The organism is Blautia faecis (assembly GCF_027662325.1).
Lineage (GTDB): Bacteria > Bacillota > Clostridia > Lachnospirales > Lachnospiraceae > Blautia_A > Blautia_A faecis.
In genome coordinates this window covers 1-23,414 of record NZ_JAQDKY010000015.1, presented here as the reverse complement: position 1 = coordinate 23,414, position 23,414 = coordinate 1, and the positions used below count along the sequence as shown (strand labels likewise).

The window sequence follows — 23,414 nt, the reverse complement described above, 5'->3', positions numbered from 1 at the left end:
ATCAAAGTATATACTCATACTGTGAATTACCGGGGACAGTGGGAGAAATACAGGGCTATGGGAGTGAGCGGTATTTATTCGGATGCATTGTGAAAGTGAGTTTGGATTCGATTTTAAGGATGATTTTGAAAAAGAGAAAGGGGCATTCAAACATGAAAAACTATCGTGCAGAATTAACCGGCGTTTTTGGTGATCCAGTGGATGATAATCCTACTGGTGTAGTTGAGGAGGCTGCGTTTGCAGCGAAAAATTTGAATTATCGTTATCTGACCATTAAAGTGCTTCCAGAGAATCTTGGAAAGGCAATGGACAGTGTGAAAATCTTTGGCATGAAGGGAATCAATCTTACCATGCCTCACAAGACCAAGGTTCTCCCTTATCTGGATGAACTGAGTCCGGCAGCAGAGATTATAGGAGCAGTGAATACGGTTATCCAGAAAAAGGGAAAACTATTCGGTGAGAATACGGATGGAAAAGGGTTTGTAACCGCGTTGAAGAATTCTGGTGAGACTCTGGATAAGAAAAATGTGACTATTCTTGGCGCTGGCGGAGCAGCCAGGGCGATAGCTGTTGAATGTGCATTAAATGGGGCGACTCATATCAATATTATCAACCGAAGCATTGAAAAAGGTGAGGAACTGGCATCTCTTATTCAGATGAAAACAGATAGCAGTGCAAAGTATCTTAACTGGAAAAACAATATGGAAATTCCATCTGATACAGATATTTTAATCAATGCCACTTCAATCGGTTTTTCTCCAAATGTGACAGACAAGCCAGACATTGATTATACTGCCATCACACCGGAAATGTGTGTATGCGATGTCATATTTAATCCGGCGGAAACAATTTTCCTAAAGTCCGCAGCAGAAAATGGTGCAAAAACTATCACCGGTCTTGGAATGCTGGTACAGCAGGCCGCACTGAATTTCACCCTCTGGACAGGCGTGGAAGCGCCGGTAGATGTGATGGAGGATGCGCTGAAGAAGGAGTTTGAGTAAGGAAGACAGGCTTTTTCTGAAAAGAAAGTTGTCAGATTGAATCTTTTTAAAAAAAAAGGATGTGAGACCTTTGAAAATAAATTATGAAACTGTCCACTTCAATTATGCAGACAGAATAGGCAATCTGACCGCGGAAGCAGTCGGCGTAGTAAAGGGAGAGAAACATTTTCCGGTTTACAGTGGAAATCAGATTTTTAAGCCGTTGAGTAAATCTAAGCCATTTTCCACGCCTTTGTTCGCTTATGCGGAAGTGTTCTGGTCGAATGTGATAAATGAATATTTTGTATCGGCGCCTTTATATCAGCTGGCTTTTTGCCATGGTTATGAAGAAGAGACACAGAAATACTATGATTATGGGACTGTGGTTCCAAGGATTTATAATGAAGATGAGCAGCTTTTGAATCTTCTGGAATTCTTTCGGAAGTATCCGGATAAAAAGGTGGATATAGACCAGTATGAGAATTACTGTATGATGTTTTATGATTATACGGATATTCTGGAGGCTTCCTATTTCCAGAATCACGAAGACATGGCAGAGCAGCTTGCCATGCAGATCCTGGTTTCCATGCTGAAAGGCGATCAGAATTATCACTATGAGAATATTGCGTTCGTTTGTAATAAAAAAGGAGAAATTCTGAGGCTGGCTCCGATGATCGACCATGAATTTTCCACTTACTTTATGTTTCCGGACAATTCTGCGCAGCATATGTACTGGTATAGTGAGTTGATCCGTTCCATGGAAGGACATGAAGTTCAGGATTATGAATATGACTGTCTGAAGAATCCAAAAGAACGGCAGATGATGGAAAAAAGTGCAGTATGTCTGCATAAGAATCTTGTGTATATAAAAGAGCATTACCCGGAAGTTACCGGGAAGTTTTTAGAGAAACTGAATTGCCTGAAGCATGATCTGGAAGAGAATCCATCTCCATTTTATCTGCAGGAAAATATTGAATATCCGGGAACTGCCAATTCTTATGCTTACATGTCCGGGAAAGCCAGATACAAGGATCATGATGAGGAAAAGGCAAAGCTTCTGGAAGAGAAATATAGTTCCAGGGAAAAGAAAATAGATTTTCATGTATTGGGTGTTCAGATTGTGCAGGAAATCAAAGGAATTATAAGGTTGTTGAAAGTAATGCTGGAGAAAGAAAACGGCAATTGGGATAAAGTAAAGGAACAAAATGATGAGGACAAAGCCGGAGCCGGATTTACAGGTAGAAAAATAAAGGCATATGACAAGCCGGAACTGACAGATGGGCAGCAGAAAGTTCTTGATGCTCTTAAACAGAACTGTGAGGAAGAGACTCTTTGGTCAGCAATTGCAGCCTTCCAAAACTATCCATTTCGCACAGCCTCTGGTCTCCCATACCAGTACAAGCTGAAAATCGGCAAAGACGGGACCTACAACAAAGAGCTTCTCATCGACCGCCGTGAAAACAGCAAAACCCTGTCCTGGAGCAGCATAAAAATGGCATTCCAAAATTGCCGGCAGATATCCGGCATCGTGAAACGTCCAAAGGCATTAGGGGATATTAGAGGTATTTCTTATATTTATCCATTGTTCTGGAAATTTGGACTGATCGAAGTGCCAGAAGAGACTGCGAAGAAGATGTGTGGGGAATGTGACACCGAAGCGGAGCTATAAATGCATGAATGAAAGAATGCTGTTTTTCAAGGTAGCGACGGTGTGAAATTTTTTCCGTAAATTCAAGGCTTCGTGCGGCTTAATGGCAGTTTTTTGCGGTTAAGCCGTTGTCTGGGCACATATACAAGAAAAGCTCTGGCAAATGATAATTTTCAAACAATCATTTGCCAGAGCTTTATATTACGCAACAACAAAATCTATGCCTGCTTATCCTTACAGCTTCTTCCCCTGCTCGAATTTCGGCTCACAGGTCAGCTCTACGCCCAATTTACGGAAGGAAAGCACATCCACAGAAGACAGCATAACAGAAGTATGTGCCTGGCAGCCTTTCAGCTTTGGAAACTGTTCCAGGGCAAGACGTGCTTCTGGATTCGTAGCGGCGCTGATGGAAAGAGCAATCATGGTCTCATCCATATGAAGACGAGGATTCTTACTTCCAAGATAATCTGTCTTCAGTTCCTGAATGGGGTGAATGGCATCAGGGGAGATCACATGCTTCTGGTGATCGATTCCGGCAAGCTCCTTCAACACATTCAGAAGAAGGGCAGAGGATGCACCAAGCAGATCAGAGGTCTTACCTGTGATAATCCTTCCGTCCTCCAGCTCCATGGCAGCAGCCGGAGCACCAGTTTCTTTCTCTCTTTCCAGGGCAGCAGGAACAACCTTGCGGTCCTCCAGTGTGGCATGTGCCTGCTTCAGAAGAAGCTCGATCTTGTAAACCTCCTCTTCTGTGCCGGTACCGGACATAAGCGCATCCATACTCTTGTAATATCTGCGGATGATCTCCTGACGGGAAGCCTCCTGGCAAACCTCATCATCCACAATACAGTTTCCAGCCATATTAACGCCCATATCTGTAGGAGATTTGTAAGGGCACTCGCCCATGATTTTCTCAAACATAGCCTGTACAACAGGGAAAATCTCTACGTCACGGTTATAGTTGACAGTGGTCTGACCATAAGCTTCCAGATGGAATGGATCAATCATGTTGACATCATTCAGATCAGCGGTAGCAGCTTCATAAGCCAGATTTACCGGGTGCTTCAGCGGGATATTCCAGATCGGGAAAGTCTCGAACTTGGCATAGCCTGCGCTGATTCCTCTCTTGTATTCATGATAAAGCTGGGAAAGACAGGTAGCCATTTTTCCGCTTCCAGGTCCAGGTGCTGTGATAACAACCAGCGGGCGGGTGGTTTCGATATAGTCATTCTTGCCGTATCCCTCGTCACTTACGATCAGGGAAGTATTGCTTGGATAACCTGGGATATTATAAAGGACATAAACCTTGATTCCAAGCTTCTCCAGACGCTTCTTGAACGCATCTGCGCTGTCCTGTCCGGAGTAACGTGTGATGCACACACTTCCTACATAAAGTCCTCTGCTTGTAAACTCGTTCATCAGACGGAGTACGTCCTCATCATATGTGATGCCAAGGTCACCGCGAACCTTATTCTTCTCAATATCAGGCGCACCGATTACGATTACGATCTCTGCCTGGTCGGAAAGCTGCATCAGCATGCGCAGCTTGCTGTCTGGCTCAAATCCTGGAAGAACACGGGAAGCGTGGTAGTCATCAAATAACTTGCCTCCAAATTCCAGATAAAGTTTGTTGTCAAATTTGCTGATTCTCTCACGAATGTGCTCGGACTGCATTTTCAGATATTTGTCATTATCGAACCCAATTTTTTTCATTCTGTCTTTCCTCCTTCTTTCTCTGGGTTGTTCTTTACTATGTTCACAAAACACCTTGCGAAATATTTGCGGCACATAGTAATCTTTTAGTTCCTCATCCATTATGTTATTTCTTACTGTAAAGTTACAGGTAAAAAGGATACAGCAGATGCGTTCTGCACCTGCCTCAAAAAATATGTTCCTGGACTGTATTAGAAAAATCATTCCTGCAAATTGTGCGCACATCCTGCAGAAAGCCTTTTTCAATCACGCTCTAGTATACTACAGTTCGCGCCGTAAAAAAAGTATCTATTTATTTTTCTGATGTGAATTTTTTTGACTTTTTTTCAAAAAAATTCAGAGGGTTTTCACAATATCCAGGTTGATTTATCTGCGTTTTATCTTTATAATAGAAAAGATAGTAAGGAGGAATGAAATGGATAATAATCTGGACAACAATCAAGGCGGACGCCGCCCTGATAAAGGGGATCCAAGAAGAGATCAGGATCCTAACCGCAATAAGAAAAATCATCAGTCCATTCTGGCTTTTCTGATATGTCTTTTGGTTACTCTGGTGTGTTTCAGCCTGTTTACCAATATGCTGCAGGATAATTCCAGTGAGATTACGTATGATAAGTTTATTGATATGGTGAATAATGATGAAGTGAAATCCGTTACACTTCAGTCTGATAATCTGACCATCGTGCCGAAGAAGCAGGTGAATCCTTATCAGGAGATCAGTTATTACACCAATCTGACAGAAGATGAGACTGCCCTTACCAAACGTCTGGAAGGAACCGGTATTATTTTTAAATCTGAGCCGCCGGATGCTTTCGGAGAATTTATGGCAATGATGCTTAGCGTACTTTTACCGTCTGTGCTTCTGTTTGTGCTTCTTATGTTTTTCATGCGCCGCATGAACAAAGGCGGCGGTGGTATGATGGGCGTTGGGAAAAGCCGCGCCAAGGCGTATGTACAGAAAGAGACCGGAATCACATTTAAGGATGTTGCCGGACAGGATGAGGCCAAGGAATCCTTGCAGGAGGTTGTGGAATTTCTTCACAATCCAGGCAAATACGTGGAAATTGGTGCTAAACTGCCGAAGGGCGCCCTGCTTGTAGGACCTCCGGGTACAGGTAAAACCCTTCTTGCCAAGGCTGTTGCAGGGGAGGCACATGTACCGTTCTTTTCCCTTTCTGGATCAGAATTTGTGGAGATGTTCGTTGGCGTAGGTGCTTCCCGTGTCCGTGATCTTTTTGAGGAAGCCAAGAAGAATGCGCCGTGTATCGTATTTATTGATGAGATTGATGCCATTGGAAAGAGCCGTGATTCCCATTACGGTGGAGGTAATGACGAGCGTGAGCAGACTTTGAACCAGCTGCTTGCAGAGATGGATGGTTTTGATACTTCCAAGGGACTTCTGATCCTGGCAGCTACCAACCGTCCGGAGGTACTGGATCCGGCACTTCTTCGTCCGGGGCGTTTTGACCGCCGTGTTATCGTTGACCGTCCGGACCTGAAAGGACGTATTGATATCCTGAAGGTTCATGCGAAGAATGTAAGGCTTGACGATACCGTTGATTTCGAGGCAATTGCCCTTGCCACATCCGGTGCCGTTGGTTCTGACCTTGCCAATATGGTCAATGAGGCCGCTATCCTGGCTGTTAAGAATGGCCGTCACGCAGTTTCCCAGAAGGATCTTCTGGAGTCTGTTGAGGTGGTTCTTGTTGGAAAAGAGAAGAAAGACCGTATTTTAAGTGCCCAGGAGCGCCGTATCGTATCCTATCATGAGGTAGGACATGCACTGGTAAGTGCCCTTCAGAAGGATTCCGAGCCGGTACAGAAGATCACCATTGTACCTCGTACTATGGGCGCACTTGGTTACGTTATGCAGGTTCCGGAAGAAGAGAAATATCTGAATACCCAGAAAGAACTGGAAGCTATGCTGGTCGGATATCTTGGCGGACGTGCTGCTGAGGAGATCGTTTTTGACAGTGTGACAACTGGTGCTTCCAATGATATTGAGCAGGCCACCAAGGTTGCACGTGCTATGATCACCCAGTATGGTATGTCCAAGAAGTTTGGTCTGATGGGTCTTGCAACTCAGGAGAATCAGTATCTGAATGGTCGTGCAGTGCTTAATTGCGGTGACAATACAGCTACCGAAGTTGACCATGAGGTTATGGAGCTGCTTCGTGTTTCTTATGAGGAGGCGAAGCGCCTGATCAGCAGCCACAGAAAGGCTTTGGACAAGATCGCTGCTTATCTGATCCGCAAGGAGACCATTACCGGTAAGGAATTTATGATCATTTTCCGCGCAGTGGAGAAGGGAATGGAAGTTTCAGATGTGTTGGATGCAGAAGGGCTGAAGGCGCTGGATGAGGCTGTGAAAGCAGAGGATAAAACGGATGAGGCAAATGCGGACACAGAGACAGCGGAATCTGCTATTGCCGTTCCTGTAATTGAACAATACAGATAATATAGGATAAAACATCAGAACCGGGAGACATGTTTTCCCGGTTCTTTTCAACAAAGGAGAGTTTTTATGTTCCTGATTGAAGAAGAGTTAAAAAAGCTGCCCGGTAAGCCTGGTGTCTACATTATGCATGGGGAAAAAGATGAGATCATTTATGTGGGAAAGGCAGTCAGTCTGAAGAACCGTGTCCGCCAGTATTTTCAGAGCAGCCGCAATAAAGGCGCAAAGATTGAGCAGATGGTCACTCACATTACCAGATTTGAATATATTGTCACCGATTCTGAATTGGAGGCGCTGGTACTGGAGTGCAACCTGATCAAGGAGCACCGTCCGAAATACAACACCATGTTGAAGGATGATAAGACATATCCATTCATTAAAGTGACGGTAAACGAGCCCTATCCCAGAGTCCTTTTTTCCCGCACCATGAAAAAGGACAAGGCGAAATATTTCGGACCCTATACCAGCTCCACAGCTGTGAAAGACGTGATCGAGCTGGTCCGCAAGATTTATATGGTGCGCTCCTGCAACCGTAATCTGCCCCGTGACTGCGGCAAAGACCGTCCATGTCTGTATTATCATATGAAGCAGTGCACGGCCCCCTGCCAGGGAAATGTAAGTGAGGAAGCGTATAAGCAGAACATTGGACAGGTACTTCATTTCCTCAATGGAAATTACAAGGAGACCATTGATCAGCTGACGGAGAAAATGATGGCTGCTTCAGAGGAGATGCGTTTTGAGGATGCTGCAGGATATCGTGATTTAATCAACAGTATCAGGCGGATCGGAGAACGACAGAAGATTACTACCTATGGGGAAGAGGACAGGGATATTATTGCAGTTGCCATGGATGAAAGTGAAGATCTCCGGGAGCAGGATGCAGTTGTGCAGGTGTTTTTTATGCGTGGCGGCAGGCTGATCGGCAGAGATCACTTTTTTCTCCGTGTGGCAAGAGGCGATACCAAAGCACAGGTTTTGTCAAGCTTTCTGAAGCAGTTTTATGCAGGAACGCCTTTTATTCCGGCGGAAATCATGATGCAGACAGAGATAGAAGATGGGGAAATCATTGAAGACTGGCTGACGGCAAGGCGTAAACAGCGTGTTCACATCCGTGTACCGAAAAAGGGAACAAAGGAGAAGCTGGTGGAGCTTGCCAAGGAAAACGCCTGGATGGTCCTTTCCAAAGACAGAGAACGGATCAAGCGTGAAGAAGGACGTACGATCGGCGCGGTGAAGGAGATTGAGGACTGGCTGGGGCTTAAGGATATTGTGCGTATGGAGGCCTACGATATATCCAATATCAGTGGGTTTGAGTCCGTTGGTTCCATGGTGGTTTACGAAAAGGGCAAGCCGAAGCGAAGCGATTATCGAAAATTCAAGATCAAATGGGTGCAGGGACCTAACGATTACGCCAGCATGGAAGAGGTGCTTACAAGGCGTTTTACCCATGAATCCAAGGGCGAATACGACAGCTTTTCCATTCTTCCGGATCTGATCCTTATGGATGGCGGACGTGGCCAGGTAAACATTGCACGGAAGGTTCTTGGAGAGCTTGGAATTGATATTCCGGTATGTGGTATGGTAAAGGATGACAACCACCGAACCAGAGGGGTGTATTTCAATAATGTTGAAATTCCCATTGATACTTCTGGTGAGGGTTTCCATCTGGTAACCAGGATCCAGGATGAGGCTCACCGTTTTGCCATTGAGTATCACCGCTCCCTTAGAAGCAAAGAACAGGTACATTCCGTTCTGGATGATATTCCGGGAATTGGTGAGACCAGGCGAAAGGCTCTTATGAGAAGATTCCGGTCTGTTGAGAATATCAAGGATGCTTCTGTGGAAGAATTAAGTCAGACAGAGTCTATGAATGTACAGAGCGCGGAGGCTGTCTATCAGTTTTTTCATAGAGCGCCAAATCATACGAATGCATGATTTCTGTGCATCGCGAATCGTGTTACTGTGAATAGAGCGAACAGTAACAGTTTTAACAAGATTCGACATTGAAGTTACAGAAAAAATTGTGTATAATACAGATAAGTGTGGATTTTTGGCAATGCATATAATTTCTATGTGCAGTGCAAAGAAACCTGCACAGACTGCATAACAGTTTTCACCTATTATGAGGAATCTTGTAACTGCAGGGAACTGCTTATGCGGGAAGGACTTCATTAGAGAAAAAGGAGATAAAAGCATGAAGGGTGTACAGCTTACCAAGCTGGCGCAGGAACTGAATCTGACCAACCTGACGCCTGATATTGACCTTACAGAGATTTATGTGAAGACAGCAGAAATAAATCGTCCGGCTTTGCAGCTTACAGGATATCTGGAGCATTTTGCAAACGAGCGTGTTCAGATCATCGGATATGTAGAGTATACTTATCTGATGCAGTTAAGCGATGAGGAGCGCACATTCAAGTACGAGCGTTTTATCTCCAGCAAGATCCCATGTGTCATCTTCAGCACTATGACAAGACCGTCACAGGATATGATCGATCTTGCATACAAATATAATGTACCTACATTTGTGACAGAGAGAACTACGTCCAGTCTGATGGCAGAGATCATCCGTTGGCTTGGCGTCCAGCTGGCTCCCTGTATTTCCATTCACGGTGTGCTTGTGGATGTTTATGGCGAGGGTGTCCTGATCACAGGCGAGAGCGGTATTGGTAAGAGCGAGGCAGCCCTTGAGCTGATCAAGCGTGGTCACCGTCTTGTCAGTGATGACGTTGTTGAGCTTCGCAAGGTGAGCGATGTTACTTTAGTTGGTTCCGCACCGGATATCACACGTCACTTTATTGAGCTTCGTGGTATTGGTATTATTGATGTGAAGACCCTGTTTGGTGTTGAGAGTGTTAAGGATACCCAGTCTGTCGATCTTGTTATCAAACTGGAAGAGTGGGACCGCGACAAGGAGTACGACCGTCTGGGACTTCATGAGGAGTATACGGAGTATCTTGGAAACAAGATCGTATGCCATTCCCTTCCGATTCGTCCAGGACGTAATCTGGCTGTTATTGTTGAGTCTGCAGCCGTTAACCACAGACAGAAGAAGATGGGCTACAATGCAGCTGAGGAGCTGTACAAGCGTGTTCAGGCGAACATTGCCAAAAAAAGAGAAGAATAAAAATCAGAGTGTGCAGATTGCGGGAATACTTTTTTAATAGGCTTTAAGGCACAGTAATGCATAGAACGGTAATGCATAGAACAGTAATGCATAGAATAGTAATTCATAGATCAGAAAGGATGGAAATTTACAATGGGTATGTATTGTTTTGGTATTGACGTAGGAGGAACTTCTGTAAAATGCGGTCTGTTTCTTACGAATGGAACTTTGGTTGAGCAGTGGGAGATTCCAACAAGACTGGAGAATAACGGTTCTTCAATCCTGCCGGATGTTGCAGATGCAATCAAGACGAAGCTGGATGAGAGAGGAATCACAAAGGATAATGTAGACGGTGTTGGAATCGGCATTCCAGGACCTGTTAATGAGAATGGTGAAGTTCCTATGGCAGTTAACCTGCACTGGGGCTTTAAGGCCGTAGCAAGCGAATTAAGCGCACTTACAGGTCTTCCGGCAAAGGCAGCCAATGATGCCAATATCGCAGCTCTCGGTGAGGCATGGAAGGGTGCTGCAGAGGGGGCCAAGAACGTAATCCTGGTAACACTTGGAACCGGTGTTGGCGGCGGCATCATCATCGACAGCAAGATCATCGCAGGTTATCACGGTGCCGGTGGAGAGATTGGACATGCATGTGTCAATCACAATGAAGTTCGCCCCTGTAACTGCGGTAATCACGGATGTCTGGAGCAGTATGCATCTGCAACCGGAATTGTACGTGTGGCAAATGACATTCTGGAGGAGAGCCAGGAGGACAGCAAGATGCGTCATGTAGAGAAGCTTTCTGCTAAGAATGTTCTTGACTTCTACAAGGAGGGCGATGCTCTGGCTGTTAAGACTATGGAGAAGGTTGGCGACATTCTTGGAAGCACACTTGCCGTGTTTGCATGTGTAACAGACCCGGAAGCAATTGTAATTGGCGGCGGTGTATCCAAAGCAGGTAAACCTCTTACAGACTGTATCCAGAAGTACTATCAGAAATATGCATTTCCATCCTGCAAGAGTACTCCGATCATTCTTGCAAGCCTTGGAAATGATGCCGGTATCTATGGTGCAGCCCGTATGGTGATCAAAGACTGATTTCCGATCATCCAGAGAATTTCATAATACATAAAATCAGGAAACGCCTTGTGCAGAGGATTGCTGAATCCAGCAGACTCTGTGCAAGGCGTTTCTTTGTATCTATGGTTCACCGCTCCCGGCATTGAACAGTTATTATTCTGGCAGAAAAAAACTGCAGCTTTCTGGAAACGAAAACTGCAGTTTTAATTGTTTATAACTGACTGTCAGCTGAAAGCTTTTTAGTAATAATAAATATCATCATTACCAGAATCTCCGCCGCTTTCATCTGGATACTGGATATCACCGCCACCGGTACCGTCGCCACCGGTACCGTCACCGCCAGTACCATCGCCGCCAGTGCCGTCATCGCCGCTGCCATCTGTATTGTCTGTGCCGTCCGGATTTTCCGGATCTGGAGTCGGAGTGGCATTTACATCGTAGATTTCCATATCTTCATCCTGACTCTCGTCATATTCGTAGAAATGCTGGTCACAGTACTCTGTAGGCATGGTTCCTACATCAAAGTACTCCTCTGTAACCGGGCAGCCAACTCTTGGAAGAAGTCCTGTATCAGCACAGATACTGATTTGCTCAATACCATCTGGAACTTCGAAGTCTTTGTATTCCATTCCCTGATGGATTCGGTTCATGACCTTACGCCATAACGTTTTGTGGAAATTACGTGCATCACCTTCCGGTATCTTCTGGTTGCCGTCGTAACCGGACCATACTGCACATGTGTAATATGGTGTATATCCTACGAACCAGAGGTCATTGTACGCATCTGTAGTACCTGTCTTACCTGCAACTGCCATATTATCAAGCTGGCAGGCTGTACCGGTACCATTCTGAACTACATCCTCAAGGGCGCTTGTAAGAAGATAAGCAGTCGTTTCCTTAATGACGGAGCGTCCTACAGAGTTGTTCTCAATCAGTACGTTTCCGTTGTGATCAAGAATCTTGGTGTAGTAAACCGGTTTGATATAATTACCGCCGTTCGCAATGGCTGCGTATGCGGCGCAAAGCTCTACGTTCTTAACACCGTAGGTCAGACCGCCAAGTGCTGTAGGCAGGTTGGCATCTGTGTAAACATTGCCATTGGCATCGGTATCCGCTTCTGTACCATGCGCCAGTGTAGTAAATCCAAAGTTGTCCAGGTATTTCAGACCAAGCTCAGGGGTTACATCCTCAAAACACTGAACTGCAACGGTATTGACAGAATTACGGATCGCTGTACGGATCGTAGTGGTACCATTAAAGCTGCCGCTTGCATTATTGACCGGTGCGCCGTTGTCGTAGGTGATTGGCTGGTCTTCGTAAGTGGTAGCCAGCGTCATTCCCTTCTCATTAAGGGCTGCAGCATAGGTGGATACGATCTTAAATGTAGAACCTGGCTGACGGGTACTGTCTGTAGCACGGTTCAGGGTAAGGCTGGCAGTCTTGGTTCCACGTCCGCCAATGATCGCCTTCACATATCCGGTATGCTGGTCAATGATCGTCATTGCTGACTGAGGCTGGGGGGCAAAGCTTACACGCTCTGCAACAACGGTGCTTCCGTCTGCAAGAATATTCGCTTTATAACGGTCTACATAAGTCTGTCCCTCGTCCTGGGAATCAAACAAAAGATCAAAAGACGGATCCTCATTCTGGAAGTAAAGCTTCATCATTTCCTTGCTGTAGTTTACTTCCTGGCCATCCGGCTGTTTCACGGTAAGGGCATAATCAAGTGCGTACTGTACGTAATCCGGATAGTTGGATGGATCGGAATATTCCTCATCCACAATGTTCTGAATGTCCGGATCCTGGGTAGTCATGATCTTCAGACCACCGCTATACAGAAGGTTCTGTGCCTGTGTCTTGGTGTATCCCTTGATATTCATCAGATCATTGATAACCTGCTTAGTAAGCTCGTCCTCAAAGTAGGAGTATGTCTTGCTGGAAGACTGTGTATTAGAAGCCTGTGCCTCCTGAATGCGGGTGTAAACGTCATCATTAATAGCATCGTCATACTGCTCCTGAGTGATGTAACCCTGATCCAGCATATGGTCAAGAACCTCTTTACGTCTCTTTGCATTTTCCTTGGGATTCTCGATTGGGTTATATTTGGTAGGAGCCTGGGTGATACCTGCCAGAGTTGCGCACTCGGAAAGATTCAGATCCCACACATCTTTATTAAAATACTGACGGGCAGCAGCCTGTACACCGTATGCACCTGCACCAAGGTTGATGGTATTCAGGTAATTCTCAAGGATCACGTTCTTGTCGTCGATCTTTTTCTCAATCTCAACGGCAAGGAACTGCTCCTGAAGCTTACGTGTAAATCGCTCCACCTGTGTAGATTCGTTGGTCCAGTTGGTGAAAACGTTGTTCTTCAGAAGCTGCTGGGTAATGGTACTTGCACCCTCGGAAAAGCTTCCGGTAGTAAGTGCTTTCACACCAGCACGAAGAATACCTCTTACATCAATTCCATTATGCTCATAAAAACGCTCATCCTCGATAGCCACTACTGCATGCTGCAGATCCTCCGGAATCTGGTCAATGGAAACCGGAAGTCGGTTGGCATTAGGTGCTGCCAGTTTACGAATCTGATTACCATTGCAGTCATAGAGGAAAGTGGCATAACCAAGAGGCATGATATCCACTTCATTTACGTCCGGCGTATTTGCAAGTATTCCACGAATGGAACCGATTCCAAGACTGGACACTGCAACGCACAGGGCGATCAGGCCGATGAAAAGGACTCTGATAAACGAAACATGTGCCCTTTTTCCCATCATGGACGAGCGGGAAATAAGAGAATTCCGTTTCTTAGAGGCCGATTTTTTTCCGTAGTTCATGATAAACCTCCTTTATAATCCGTTCTATTATATCAAATCCGGGTTCGTAAATAAACCCTAAAATCGAATATTTCTGTGAACTTTGTTCACAAAAAACACCTCGCGGAACGGTATCAGTGAATAGTAAGGTGAACAGCATCCTTTTACAAGACTGGAAAGAAAAGCCAATTCATGTTACACTATAGCAAATGAGGAAGAACAAGCTGTTATCTTTATTTTATTATGAGTTTTTGGAGGTTTGCGTATGCTGGAAAATTATAAGACCATCTATGCAGGAGGCGAGGGGGAGATTACGGAGAAGAAATCCCGGTTTATTGCGACGGTGCGCCTGGTGGAAAAAGAGGAGGACGCTCTTGCTTTCATAGAGGAAATGAAGAAGAAATACTGGGATGCCAGACATAATTGCTATGCTTATTCTATTGGAGAACATCGGGAGTTTACAAGGTGCAGCGATGACGGGGAGCCGTCAGGAACTGCAGGACGGCCTATGCTGGATGTGATACTGGGGGAAGATATTTATAATGTGGCGGTAGTTGTGACCAGATATTTTGGCGGTGTGCTCCTTGGTACCGGCGGACTTGTGCGAGCCTATTCCGGAGCAGTGCAGGCTGGCCTGGGGGAGAGTACGGTGATAGAGAAGTACCATGGGATTTCATTGGCACTGACTGCAGATTACACGGCTATCGGCAAGCTGCAGTATATTGCAGCAGAGAATCAGCTTCCGGTCCTTGACACGGAGTACACAGACAAGGTGATCATGCATCTTCTTGTGCCAAACGACCAGGTTGAAAGAATCCGGAAGGTGATCACAGAAGCCACCAGCGGACGTATAAAGATGGAGAAAGAGAAGGAGCTTTATTTCGCAGATGTGGAAGGCGAAATAAAGGTGTTTGACCATTAAAAGAGAACAGAAACCCCTGCATCTGGAAAATAAACATTCCACAGATGCAGGGGATAAAGTTCTTTTGAAAGCTTTTTAAACATGCTCTGGATCAGTCTGCCTGCAGAGCATGAATGATCAGCACTTCTCTGGTTCTGGATAATCTACGCCGAAGGTGTCTACTGTCATGGATTTGATCTTCTGCTCATCAAGTGGTCTGTCGCTGTAGTCAGTGTCAGTCTCAGCAATCTGGTTTACCACCTCCATGCCCTCGGTCACTTTACCAAAAGCAGCGTAAGCACCATCAAGGTGTGGAGCATTTTTGTGCATGATGAAGAACTGGCTTCCTGCTGAATCCGGATGCATGGCTCTTGCCATGGAAAGAACGCCCTCGGTATGTCTTAACTCATTCTTCACACCGTTCTGAGCAAATTCACCCTTGATGCTGTATCCAGGACCGCCCATTCCGGTTCCGTCCGGGCAGCCGCCCTGGATCATGAAGCCGTTGATAACACGGTGGAAAATAAGTCCGTCATAAAATCCCTTTTTAACAAGGCTGATAAAGTTATTTACAGTATTTGGTGCAATCTCCGGATATAACTCTGCTTTGATCACATCTCCGTTATCCATAGTAATGGTAACAACTGGATTTGCCATAGTTTGATCTCCTTTTTCAAAAAGTATTGTATTTCGTTATTCGTTCTATTATAATATGCAAAGAGCAATTCTGCAAGTAAAAAGGAGTTGTAAAGTTATGATAAAAGAAACATTCAGCCCCGAAGAGACCTTCGCTTTCGGCAAATGGATCGGGGAAAAGGCTCTTCCCGGGCAGGTATACACACTGGTAGGAGATCTTGGGGTAGGTAAGACCGTTTTTACCCAGGGAGTGGCAGAAGGACTGGGAATCACAGAGCCTGTAAACAGTCCGACTTTTACCATTATTCAGGAATATGAAAGCGGCCGTATGCCATTTTACCACTTTGATGTGTACCGGATCGGGGACATTGAGGAGATGGAAGAGATCGGCTATGATGACTATTTCTACGGAAATGGAATCTGTCTCATCGAGTGGGCCAATCTGATCGAAGAAATCCTGCCAGAGCAGATCATTGAGATTACCATTGAGAAAAATCTGGAAAAAGGGTTCGATTATCGTAAGATCACAGTAACCGGATTACCAGAATAGATTAAGTGGCAGAAAAATTTGAAAATCTCCAAAAGTGGGGAGAGTAAGGAGAAAAAAATGAAGATTTTAGGCCTTGACAGCTCAGGAATTGTCGCTTCTGTTGCAATAGTGGAGGACGAGAACCTGATTGCGGAATATACAGTTAATTATAAAAAGACACATTCCCAGACACTTCTTCCTATGCTGGACGAGCTGGTGAAGATGACAGAGCTGGATCTGGATACCATTGATGCCATTGCAGTGGCAGCCGGACCAGGCTCTTTTACAGGACTTCGTATCGGTTCTGCTACAGCCAAGGGACTTGGTCTTGCGTTGAAAAAGCCTCTGGTGGAAATTCCTACTGTGGATGCACTGGCATATAATTTGTATGACTCCAGAGCATTGATCTGTCCGATTATGGATGCAAGAAGAAGTCAGGTTTATACAGGAATCTACCGCTTTCAGGAGCATAAGCTGGTAACGGTAGAAGCTCAGATGGCAGTTCCAATGGCTGAGATGATTGAGAAATTGAATGCGAGAGGGGAAGAGGTAGTATTCCTTGGTGATGGCGTGCCTGTTTTTGGAAAAATGATCCAGGAGAACCTGAAGGTTCCATATTCTTTTGCACCTGCCCATGTGAATAAGCAAAGAGCAGCTGCAGTGGCAGCCCTTGGCGGGATTTATGTGAAAGAGGGTAAAGCAGTGACTGCTATGGAGCATGTTCCAGAATACCTGAGAGTTTCCCAGGCAGAGCGTGAGCGCGCCCAGAAGCTGCAGGAAGAGAAAGCTTCTGAAAAAAACAGCTGAGAAGAAAAGGAGAAGTCAGAGTATGGTTCTTCGTGAAATGCTGGTAGATGATCTGGATCAGGTCATGAAGATTGAAAACGAATTATTTTCCCCGCCATGGACGAAAGAGGGATTTTTTACTTATCTGACCCGCAAGGATGCCATGTTCCTTGTAGTGGAAGAGAAAGGAGAAATCCTGGCTTACTGTGGCCTGATCATGGTTTTGGATGAAGGCGACATTACCAATGTTGCAGTGCGCCCGGACAGGCAGAAAGAGGGGATTGGGCATTTCCTTATGGACAGTCTGATCCGGCTTGCCGAACAGCAGGGAGTTACCACGATCCATCTTGAGGTTCGTACAGGCAACGGGACTGCCATCCGTCTTTATGAAAGAATGGGATTTACAAAAGACGGGATCCGCAAGAAATATTATACGGATCCCGTGGAAGATGCTCTGCTTATGACTAGGCATCCGCGTGGATAAGTGAGAACCTCTCATTCTCGCAAAATGTGACGCACATCTTGCAGAAAGCCTTTTTCAAACATGCTTCAGTCATGGTCTATCGCATGATTTTATGCCTGAGCCCATACGCTACATTGTAGAAAATCAAAAGCGCAAATGCCACAAAGCTGAGTGCAGCCCCAAGTGACTTACCGGGCGCATGGAATTCAATCTGGATTTCATGCGCCCCTTTTTGTAACGGAAAACCAAGAAACGCCTTGTTAACCTGTACCGGTGCAGCTTCTTTCCCATCCACACAAACAATGTATCCTTTGGAGAACGTATAGGAGGTTACGAAATATCCATCTTTCGGCATATCAATACTACCGTTTAGAATCTCTTTCCCGGAAATTCCTTTTTCCTGAAATGTTACCAGCCCCGGATGGAAAAGCAGGCTTAATGGAAGGGTGTAGGCTTTTATATTTGTAAGCTTATATTCTCCTCTGGAAAACATAATGTCCAGAGCATCCATATCCTCATTAGAAGAAATCATATAATAAAAGGTATCATTATTGTTGGGATAAGGAGCCTCAGAGCCGGAAAGCCGGTTTCGTATGCCATTTATGGTAATGGACATATCCTTTTCCCCATTGTATTTTACGTCAAAAGAGAGCAGCAGAATAGTGGATGCCGGCAGTGTTTCCGGCAGTTCCCGGCGGACGGTTTCATCTTTTTTTGAAGTCTTGTGATCAAGAAAATCGACAGGCAGGGAATATTCCTTCATTTGAGAAGCGTATGGCAAAAAAGCGGCAGAAAGATCACTGGCATTCTCTGAATTGTCAGGAGAATCCGGCACTATTGTGCGATTAGTAATGGTATCCAGTGTCTGCGGATAAGAAAGCTTATCATATTCACTTTCTGTCATCAGAGTCGTACTTCCATAAGCAATAGGCAGCACATTGCTGTTTTCTGCCAGTATATGCCCGTCTTTTTCCAGAAGGGTCTTGTAGCCCGCTGGAACTTTATCTGCTTTTGTCTGAATATACCGGACGCCCATCAGATATTCCTGAAAAGGATTTACATCAGCTGTCATGGCAACACGGTTGCGGATGCTGACAGGCATTTGCAGGATATCGTACAGCAATGTATTGTAAGTGCTGTTGGAAATAGAGGAATACAAGGTGCTTTTATTTTGCTCCCCAGTGATTACATAGTTTGAATTGTTGGATGGGTGTTCGATCACATCGAACCGTGTCTGCGGATTTTCGCAGCACGCCTCCAGATCCTCTCTGGAAAAATAGTCTCTGGACTCATCGGCAACGGTGGCGTAATGCTCTTCCTGTCCTTTTGTCAGATAAAGCATAGAAGGAATCGCAAGCAAAAGTACAAGTCCTCCAAGATTTATCCACCAGCGGCTGAATGGTATCGTGATTTCTTTTTCCTCCAGAAAAACGCCAAGGGAAGCACAGACAAGAAGCAGTACAAGATCAGCTGTGACCAGGTGCCGGATCTGTTGATTATGTAAAAAGAAAATAAGCTGTACGATAACCGGAATTGCACAAAGCAAAGCCAGTGGCAGACTGTGGCGTATTTTTTTCTGCCTGAGGCCTTCAAGAGCCTGTGCAGCCAGGTAAAGAATCAAAGGCAGAAATGGGATCAGGCATTTGGGCCTTACATATAAAGTGGCATTTAAAATCCAGTAAAAAATGTCAAAAAACAGCAGTACAAAAACAGCAATTGCCAGCTTTCGGGTTTTCTTTTCCCGTATGCACAGAAACAGTGCATACAGACAAAAAAGAGTGAGTCCGCAGCCGTAAGGACTGTATAGGATGCTGTCCAGTGTGGGGTTCACTCCCAGGATTTTTAACAGGGAAGTGGAATCACCGGTATCCTTTTTATTTCCAAGGATGGAAAGACCGGTGGGAAGCAGGAGAAAGAGATTCATGGATACGGCAAAAGACACGTCCACAATATAGTTCCACCATATTTTGCATTTTCGTTTTTTCTGCATTCTGGCGGGTACATTTTTCAGATGCTCCGGCAGCAGATGGCTGATATAAAGGATGCATGCCAGAAAGCAGGATGGGAAAAAGTAAAAGCTATGCAAAATGCAGAAAAACAGGGAAAGGATCAGTCCGATATGGGGACGGATGTGGTACACGTCCTGTTCCTGGTGCTCAAAAATCCGGTCCAGGCAGAGGAAAGCCAGTAAAAGAAATGGCAGATAATTCACAAACATGATCTGTCTGTGCGCCTGGAAAAAGCAGTTTGCGCTAAGATAAAAAAAGCCGCATGCAAAGCTGGTAAAATCCGAAAAACCCTTCCTGTGCAGCCAGTAATAAAGAAGTCCGCCTCCAAGCAGGATTTCAAATATTGCATATCCCTGAATAAACCATTCCATTTCCACATGGGGAAAAAGATAGGAAATCAGTACATCCGGGCGCATAAATCCGTAGTAGGAGAGGGAAAAGAAATTGGTTCCGCCTCCAAGTCCGGTGAAGTCCGGAAACAGGCTTCCTGTTGCATAAAAATTTTTTCTCATATAATCAGCAATGGTTACATGCTGGGAATACCAGTCTGTCTCGGAGCCAAACCAGGAACCGGAAGGTATCAGAAGTAAGATGAGAATGCTGCCAGCTGTCAGAAGAAGCAGCAGAGTAATGGCGTTTCGCCAGGTGAATTTTTGAGGCTTGCTGCAGAAAATCATAATAATTCCTTTCTGTTGCTGAGCTTAAAACAGCAACAAATGTTAAGTTCAAATTATAAAAACACATTGTAAGCTGTTTGTCAAGCGGCTTCATTTTAATTATTTCTGAATGATTTTCCATATTGGGAAGACCTGACTCTTGTTTTAGGAAACTGCTTGTGTTAAACTTTCCTAGAGCATGTTTGAAAAATCATTTCCGCAATCTGCACGCCCCACTTTGCGGTAGATTTCACCCGAATTCGGTTGCCGTAGCCCACTACGGCGCCCTCATCCGGGCAAAATCTTCCACAAATTGTGACGCACATCTTGCAGAAAGCATTTTTCAAGCCTGCTCTGGAGCATGTTTGAAAAATGTTGTTATAAGATTGCTTCGGAAAGCATTTGGAAAACACGTTTTGGAGAATAAAGAAAAGAGGATATTTTAATATATGTTAGATGTTTGTCTGCTGGGAACCGGAGGTATGATGCCACTTCCAAGAAGATGGCTCACTGCTCTGATGACCCGGTATAACGGCCACAGTCTTCTTATTGACTGCGGCGAAGGAACTCAGGTGGCAATTAAGGAAAAAGGATGGAGCTTTAAGCCTGTTGACGTGATCTGTTTTACCCATTATCACGGAGATCACATCAGCGGACTTCCTGGTCTTCTTCTTACAATGGGGAATGCAGAGCGCACAGAACCGCTTACCTTGATTGGTCCGAAAGGTCTTGAGCGGGTAGTAAACGCACTTCGCGTGATCGCACCGGAGCTTCCTTTTGAACTGAAATTTATCGAGATTAACGGACCTGAACAGGTATTTGAGATTAATGGTTACAGGATCACGGCTTTTAAGGTAAACCACAATGTACTTTGTTATGGATATTCACTGGAGATACTCCGTCAGGGGAAATTTTCCCCGGAGCGTGCCCGTGAGCAGGGAATCCCATTGAAATACTGGAATCCTCTGCAGAAAGGCCAGACTATTGAAGCCGATGATGTGACATATACTCCGGATATGGTTCTGGGACCTGCGAGAAAGGGACTGAAGGTTACTTACACTACAGATACCAGACCCACCGAGTCAATTTTGAAAAATGCGTCTGGCTCAGACCTTTTTATCTGCGAAGGGATGTACGGCGAGGATGACAAGCTGGAGAAGGCAAAAGGCTATAAGCATATGACGTTCCGTGAAGCTGCTACTCTGGCGAAGCAGGCTGATGCAGGGGAAATGTGGCTGACTCATTACAGTCCGTCTCTGATCCGTCCAGATGAATATATGGACATGGTGCGGGATATTTTCCCAAAAGCTTATCCTGGCAAAGACGGAAAAACAATGGAAATGAATTTCGAAGAGGATTAAAAAATGAAAGATACATTCATTCTTGCAATAGAAAGTTCCTGTGATGAAACTGCGGCTTCTGTAGTAAAAAACGGCAGGACTATATTATCAAATGTGATTTCTTCCCAGATTGCGCTTCACACTCTGTATGGAGGTGTTGTGCCGGAAATCGCTTCACGTAAACATATTGAGAAAATCAATCAGGTGATCGAAGAGGCACTTTCCGAGGCAAATGTGACCCTGGATGATCTGGATGCAATTGGCGTTACTTACGGTCCTGGCCTGGTAGGTGCTCTTCTTGTGGGCGTAGCTGAGGCGAAGGCCATTGCATATGCGAAAAAGCTTCCTCTTGTTGGAGTGCATCATATAGAAGGACATGTTTCTGCCAACTATATTGAACATCCGGATCTGGAACCGCCGTTCCTTTGTCTGATCGTGTCCGGCGGACACACACATCTTGTAATCGTAAAAGACTATGGAGAATTTGAAATCCTGGGACGCACCAGAGATGATGCTGCGGGAGAAGCTTTTGATAAAGTTGCCCGTGCAATCGGATTGGGTTATCCAGGTGGACCAAAGGTAGATAAATTGGCAAGAGAGGGAAATCCGGACGCCATTGTTTTCCCGAAAGGAAAATTAGGAGACTGTCCTTATGATTTTAGCTTCAGTGGCGTGAAATCTGCTGTATTGAACTATATTAACAATGCCCAGATGAAGGGCGAAGAGATCAATCGTGCCGACCTTGCGGCTTCTTTCCAGAAGTCTGTGGTAGACGTACTTGTGGAGCACACAATGCTTGCTGCCAAAGATTATCACATGGATAAGATTGCTATTGCAGGCGGAGTTGCGTCCAACGGAGCTTTGAGAGAAGCTATGACTAAGGCTTGTGAAAAGAGGGGCTATAAGTTCTATCGTCCGTCACCTATTTTTTGTACAGACAATGCGGCGATGATCGGCGTGGCAGCTTATTACGAATATATCAAAGGAACACGCCATGGATGGGACTTAAATGCAGTTCCTAACCTGAAACTGGGAGAGAGATAATGGAGCAGGGCAGATGTACGGCAATCGTTCTGGCGGCAGGCCAGGGCAAAAGAATGCATAGCAAAATACAGAAGCAGTTTCTGGAAATAGGAGGGAAGCCGGTTCTGTATTATTCCCTGCATTGTTTTCAGGAGAGTCCGCTGATCCAGGATATTATTCTGGTGACGGGGGAAGAAATGATTTCTTACTGTGAGCAGGAAATTGTAAAAAAATATGGCTTTTCCAAGGTGCGCAAGGTGACAGCAGGAGGAAAAGAGCGTTATGATTCTGTGTATGCAGGACTATTATGCTGTCAGGATACAGATTACGTGTACATTCATGACGGTGCAAGACCATTTATCACAGAAGAGATGGTTCAAAGAGGATATGAGGCCGTGAAGCGAACCAATGCGTGTGTAATGGGCATGCCGTCCAAGGACACTGTGAAACTGGCAGACTCGTCAGGCTATATTAAAGAGACTCCAGATCGTAAAATTGTATGGAATATTCAGACTCCTCAGATATTTTCATATGATCTGATTCGCGGAGCTTATGAAAGCATACGCAAAAAGGACATGACAGGGGTAACAGATGATGCAATGGTAGTGGAGCAGGAGACTGGAACCAAGATCCTTCTTGTGGAGGGATCCTACCAGAATATCAAGATCACTACACCAGAAGATCTGGCGATTGCAGAGGCTTTTTTGAGATATTGAATGAATTTTTGAAAAAAATAAAAAATCTTGTTGACACAAAAAGGTTTTAATGATAGAATACGTTTTGCACTGACAGAGACAACCTCTTGAGTGAAGGACAACTCCTGATGTGCAAAGCGTTTTTGGTTTGATTATTATATATGGAGAGATATCGAAGTGGTCATAACGAGGCGGTCTTGAAAACCGTTTGTCCGCAAGGGCGCGTGGGTTCGAATCCCACTCTCTCCGCTTGTTAAACACTTAAAAAAATAAAATTAAAAAGTGCTTGACAAATAAAGAAACATCAGTTATACTAAACAAGCTGTCGCAAGAGAGCAAACGATTTAATGAAGAACTTACTTAGTAAGTAGGGCAATTTGGAGAAGTACCCAAGCTGGCCGAAGGGGCTCCCCTGGAAAGGGAGTAGGTCGTTAATAGCGGCGCGAGGGTTCAAATCCCTCCTTCTCCGTTTTGAATTTCTCAATCAAAAGAAGTTCAAAAAAAGTTGTTGACAAACACTTGAACATGTGATAATATGAACAGGCTGTTTTGAAAACAACAGCGAAACAACCTTGATAACT

Annotated in this window: 18 protein-coding genes, 2 tRNA genes and 1 pseudogene; 16 read left to right on the top strand and 5 right to left on the bottom strand. The window is 45.0% G+C overall.

The genetic code is table 11. From position 1 onward, the window contains the following. Window positions 1-152 precede the first annotated feature (152 nt). Window positions 153-1,001, top strand: coding sequence for a shikimate dehydrogenase (aroE, locus tag PGQ38_RS09020; protein ID WP_270431390.1), 849 nt, complete (start codon window positions 153-155; stop codon window positions 999-1,001). A gap of 70 nt (window positions 1,002-1,071) precedes the next feature. Further along, window positions 1,072-2,649 (top strand): hypothetical protein, encoded by a 1,578-nt coding sequence (locus tag PGQ38_RS09015; RefSeq protein ID WP_118583914.1) that lies wholly within the window; start codon window positions 1,072-1,074, stop codon window positions 2,647-2,649. Window positions 2,650-2,862: 213 nt separating this feature from the next. On the opposite strand, the gene PGQ38_RS09010 is transcribed toward PGQ38_RS09015, so the two are convergent. After that, window positions 2,863-4,341, bottom strand: coding sequence for a DUF1846 domain-containing protein (locus PGQ38_RS09010; protein WP_270413607.1), 1,479 nt, complete (start codon window positions 4,339-4,341; stop codon window positions 2,863-2,865). 415 nt (window positions 4,342-4,756) lie between these two features. Between PGQ38_RS09010 and ftsH the strand changes: the two genes are divergently transcribed. The 4 genes from ftsH (at window position 4,757) to PGQ38_RS08990 (ending at window position 10,997) form a co-directional block, all read left to right on the top strand. Next, entirely contained in the window at window positions 4,757-6,799 is a 2,043-nt protein-coding gene (gene ftsH / locus PGQ38_RS09005) for an ATP-dependent zinc metalloprotease FtsH (RefSeq protein WP_118583910.1), read from the top strand. 66 nt (window positions 6,800-6,865) lie between these two features. Beyond that, complete coding sequence (gene uvrC / locus PGQ38_RS09000) at window positions 6,866-8,731, top strand: excinuclease ABC subunit UvrC (protein ID WP_270431385.1); 1,866 nt, start codon at window positions 6,866-6,868, stop codon at window positions 8,729-8,731. Between the two features lie 259 nt (window positions 8,732-8,990). Continuing rightward, window positions 8,991-9,923 (top strand): HPr(Ser) kinase/phosphatase, encoded by a 933-nt coding sequence (gene hprK / locus PGQ38_RS08995; RefSeq protein ID WP_118583906.1) that lies wholly within the window; start codon window positions 8,991-8,993, stop codon window positions 9,921-9,923. Window positions 9,924-10,055: 132 nt separating this feature from the next. Beyond that, window positions 10,056-10,997, top strand: a complete 942-nt coding sequence (locus PGQ38_RS08990) for an ROK family glucokinase (RefSeq protein WP_118583904.1) — start codon at window positions 10,056-10,058, stop codon at window positions 10,995-10,997. Between the two features lie 221 nt (window positions 10,998-11,218). On the opposite strand, the gene PGQ38_RS08985 is transcribed toward PGQ38_RS08990, so the two are convergent. Then, complete coding sequence (locus tag PGQ38_RS08985; RefSeq protein ID WP_270431382.1) at window positions 11,219-13,816, bottom strand: transglycosylase domain-containing protein; 2,598 nt, start codon at window positions 13,814-13,816, stop codon at window positions 11,219-11,221. Between the two features lie 244 nt (window positions 13,817-14,060). Between PGQ38_RS08985 and PGQ38_RS08980 the strand changes: the two genes are divergently transcribed. Beyond that, window positions 14,061-14,717, top strand: a complete 657-nt coding sequence (locus PGQ38_RS08980) for a YigZ family protein (protein ID WP_270431380.1) — start codon at window positions 14,061-14,063, stop codon at window positions 14,715-14,717. 117 nt (window positions 14,718-14,834) lie between these two features. Here the strand turns inward: PGQ38_RS08980 and PGQ38_RS08975 are convergent, their stop codons facing one another. After that, a complete protein-coding gene (locus PGQ38_RS08975; RefSeq protein WP_173773444.1) occupies window positions 14,835-15,353 on the bottom strand; it encodes a peptidylprolyl isomerase in 519 nt (172 codons plus the stop codon). Window positions 15,354-15,450: 97 nt separating this feature from the next. Here PGQ38_RS08975 and tsaE point away from each other — a divergent pair, with 97 nt between their 5' ends. From tsaE to rimI, 3 genes are read left to right on the top strand one after another with little or no spacing between them, the layout of a single operon-like run. Next, a complete protein-coding gene (gene tsaE / locus PGQ38_RS08970) occupies window positions 15,451-15,882 on the top strand; it encodes a tRNA (adenosine(37)-N6)-threonylcarbamoyltransferase complex ATPase subunit type 1 TsaE (protein WP_173772218.1) in 432 nt (143 codons plus the stop codon). 57 nt (window positions 15,883-15,939) lie between these two features. Continuing rightward, window positions 15,940-16,668, top strand: coding sequence for a tRNA (adenosine(37)-N6)-threonylcarbamoyltransferase complex dimerization subunit type 1 TsaB (gene tsaB, locus PGQ38_RS08965; RefSeq protein ID WP_270431376.1), 729 nt, complete (start codon window positions 15,940-15,942; stop codon window positions 16,666-16,668). A 22-nt stretch (window positions 16,669-16,690) separates the two neighbouring features. Next, entirely contained in the window at window positions 16,691-17,131 is a 441-nt protein-coding gene (gene rimI / locus PGQ38_RS08960; RefSeq protein WP_118583894.1) for a ribosomal protein S18-alanine N-acetyltransferase, read from the top strand. Window positions 17,132-17,207: 76 nt separating this feature from the next. Here the strand turns inward: rimI and PGQ38_RS08955 are convergent, their stop codons facing one another. Next, the gene (locus PGQ38_RS08955) at window positions 17,208-19,796 is read right to left on the bottom strand and encodes a YfhO family protein (RefSeq protein WP_270431372.1); all 2,589 of its coding nucleotides are present in this window, start codon (window positions 19,794-19,796) and stop codon (window positions 17,208-17,210) included. 161 nt (window positions 19,797-19,957) lie between these two features. Continuing rightward, entirely contained in the window at window positions 19,958-20,101 is a 144-nt protein-coding gene (locus PGQ38_RS19905) for a DUF6783 domain-containing protein (protein ID WP_306797114.1), read from the bottom strand. Between PGQ38_RS19905 and PGQ38_RS19900 the strand changes: the two are divergent. From PGQ38_RS19900 to PGQ38_RS08930, 6 genes and pseudogenes are all read left to right on the top strand, one after another. Then, window positions 20,039-20,221 (top strand): annotated as a pseudogene (locus PGQ38_RS19900) (DUF6783 domain-containing protein); the annotation flags it as partial. The gene PGQ38_RS19905 and the pseudogene PGQ38_RS19900 overlap by 63 nt on opposite strands. A gap of 3 nt (window positions 20,222-20,224) precedes the next feature. Then, entirely contained in the window at window positions 20,225-21,136 is a 912-nt protein-coding gene (locus PGQ38_RS08950) for a ribonuclease Z (RefSeq protein ID WP_173719275.1), read from the top strand. Window positions 21,137-21,139: 3 nt separating this feature from the next. Further along, the gene (gene tsaD, locus PGQ38_RS08945) at window positions 21,140-22,159 is read left to right on the top strand and encodes a tRNA (adenosine(37)-N6)-threonylcarbamoyltransferase complex transferase subunit TsaD (protein WP_148463466.1); all 1,020 of its coding nucleotides are present in this window, start codon (window positions 21,140-21,142) and stop codon (window positions 22,157-22,159) included. Beyond that, window positions 22,159-22,854, top strand: coding sequence for a 2-C-methyl-D-erythritol 4-phosphate cytidylyltransferase (gene ispD, locus PGQ38_RS08940; protein WP_118583886.1), 696 nt, complete (start codon window positions 22,159-22,161; stop codon window positions 22,852-22,854). Before tsaD ends, ispD begins: the two co-directional genes overlap by 1 nt. A gap of 142 nt (window positions 22,855-22,996) precedes the next feature. Then, a tRNA-Ser gene (locus tag PGQ38_RS08935) sits at window positions 22,997-23,082 on the top strand. 130 nt (window positions 23,083-23,212) lie between these two features. Beyond that, window positions 23,213-23,302: transfer RNA gene (locus PGQ38_RS08930), tRNA-Ser, on the top strand. Window positions 23,303-23,414: the final 112 nt, after the last annotated feature.

Coding starts and splice junctions, on each gene's coding strand:
- PGQ38_RS08955 (WP_270431372.1), bottom strand. CDS start 19,796: ATGATTTTCTGCAGCAAGCCTCAAAAATTCACCTGGCGAAACGCCATT.
- PGQ38_RS08975 (WP_173773444.1), bottom strand. CDS start 15,353: ATGGCAAATCCAGTTGTTACCATTACTATGGATAACGGAGATGTGATC.
- PGQ38_RS08990 (WP_118583904.1), top strand. CDS start 10,056: ATGGGTATGTATTGTTTTGGTATTGACGTAGGAGGAACTTCTGTAAAA.
- PGQ38_RS09010 (WP_270413607.1), bottom strand. CDS start 4,341: ATGAAAAAAATTGGGTTCGATAATGACAAATATCTGAAAATGCAGTCC.
- PGQ38_RS08980 (WP_270431380.1), top strand. CDS start 14,061: ATGCTGGAAAATTATAAGACCATCTATGCAGGAGGCGAGGGGGAGATT.
- ispD (WP_118583886.1), top strand. CDS start 22,159: ATGGAGCAGGGCAGATGTACGGCAATCGTTCTGGCGGCAGGCCAGGGC.
- uvrC (WP_270431385.1), top strand. CDS start 6,866: ATGTTCCTGATTGAAGAAGAGTTAAAAAAGCTGCCCGGTAAGCCTGGT.
- tsaE (WP_173772218.1), top strand. CDS start 15,451: ATGATAAAAGAAACATTCAGCCCCGAAGAGACCTTCGCTTTCGGCAAA.
- PGQ38_RS08950 (WP_173719275.1), top strand. CDS start 20,225: ATGTTAGATGTTTGTCTGCTGGGAACCGGAGGTATGATGCCACTTCCA.
- PGQ38_RS19905 (WP_306797114.1), bottom strand. CDS start 20,101: ATGTGCGTCACAATTTGTGGAAGATTTTGCCCGGATGAGGGCGCCGTA.
- ftsH (WP_118583910.1), top strand. CDS start 4,757: ATGGATAATAATCTGGACAACAATCAAGGCGGACGCCGCCCTGATAAA.
- hprK (WP_118583906.1), top strand. CDS start 8,991: ATGAAGGGTGTACAGCTTACCAAGCTGGCGCAGGAACTGAATCTGACC.
- PGQ38_RS08985 (WP_270431382.1), bottom strand. CDS start 13,816: ATGAACTACGGAAAAAAATCGGCCTCTAAGAAACGGAATTCTCTTATT.
- rimI (WP_118583894.1), top strand. CDS start 16,691: ATGGTTCTTCGTGAAATGCTGGTAGATGATCTGGATCAGGTCATGAAG.
- tsaB (WP_270431376.1), top strand. CDS start 15,940: ATGAAGATTTTAGGCCTTGACAGCTCAGGAATTGTCGCTTCTGTTGCA.
- aroE (WP_270431390.1), top strand. CDS start 153: ATGAAAAACTATCGTGCAGAATTAACCGGCGTTTTTGGTGATCCAGTG.
- tsaD (WP_148463466.1), top strand. CDS start 21,140: ATGAAAGATACATTCATTCTTGCAATAGAAAGTTCCTGTGATGAAACT.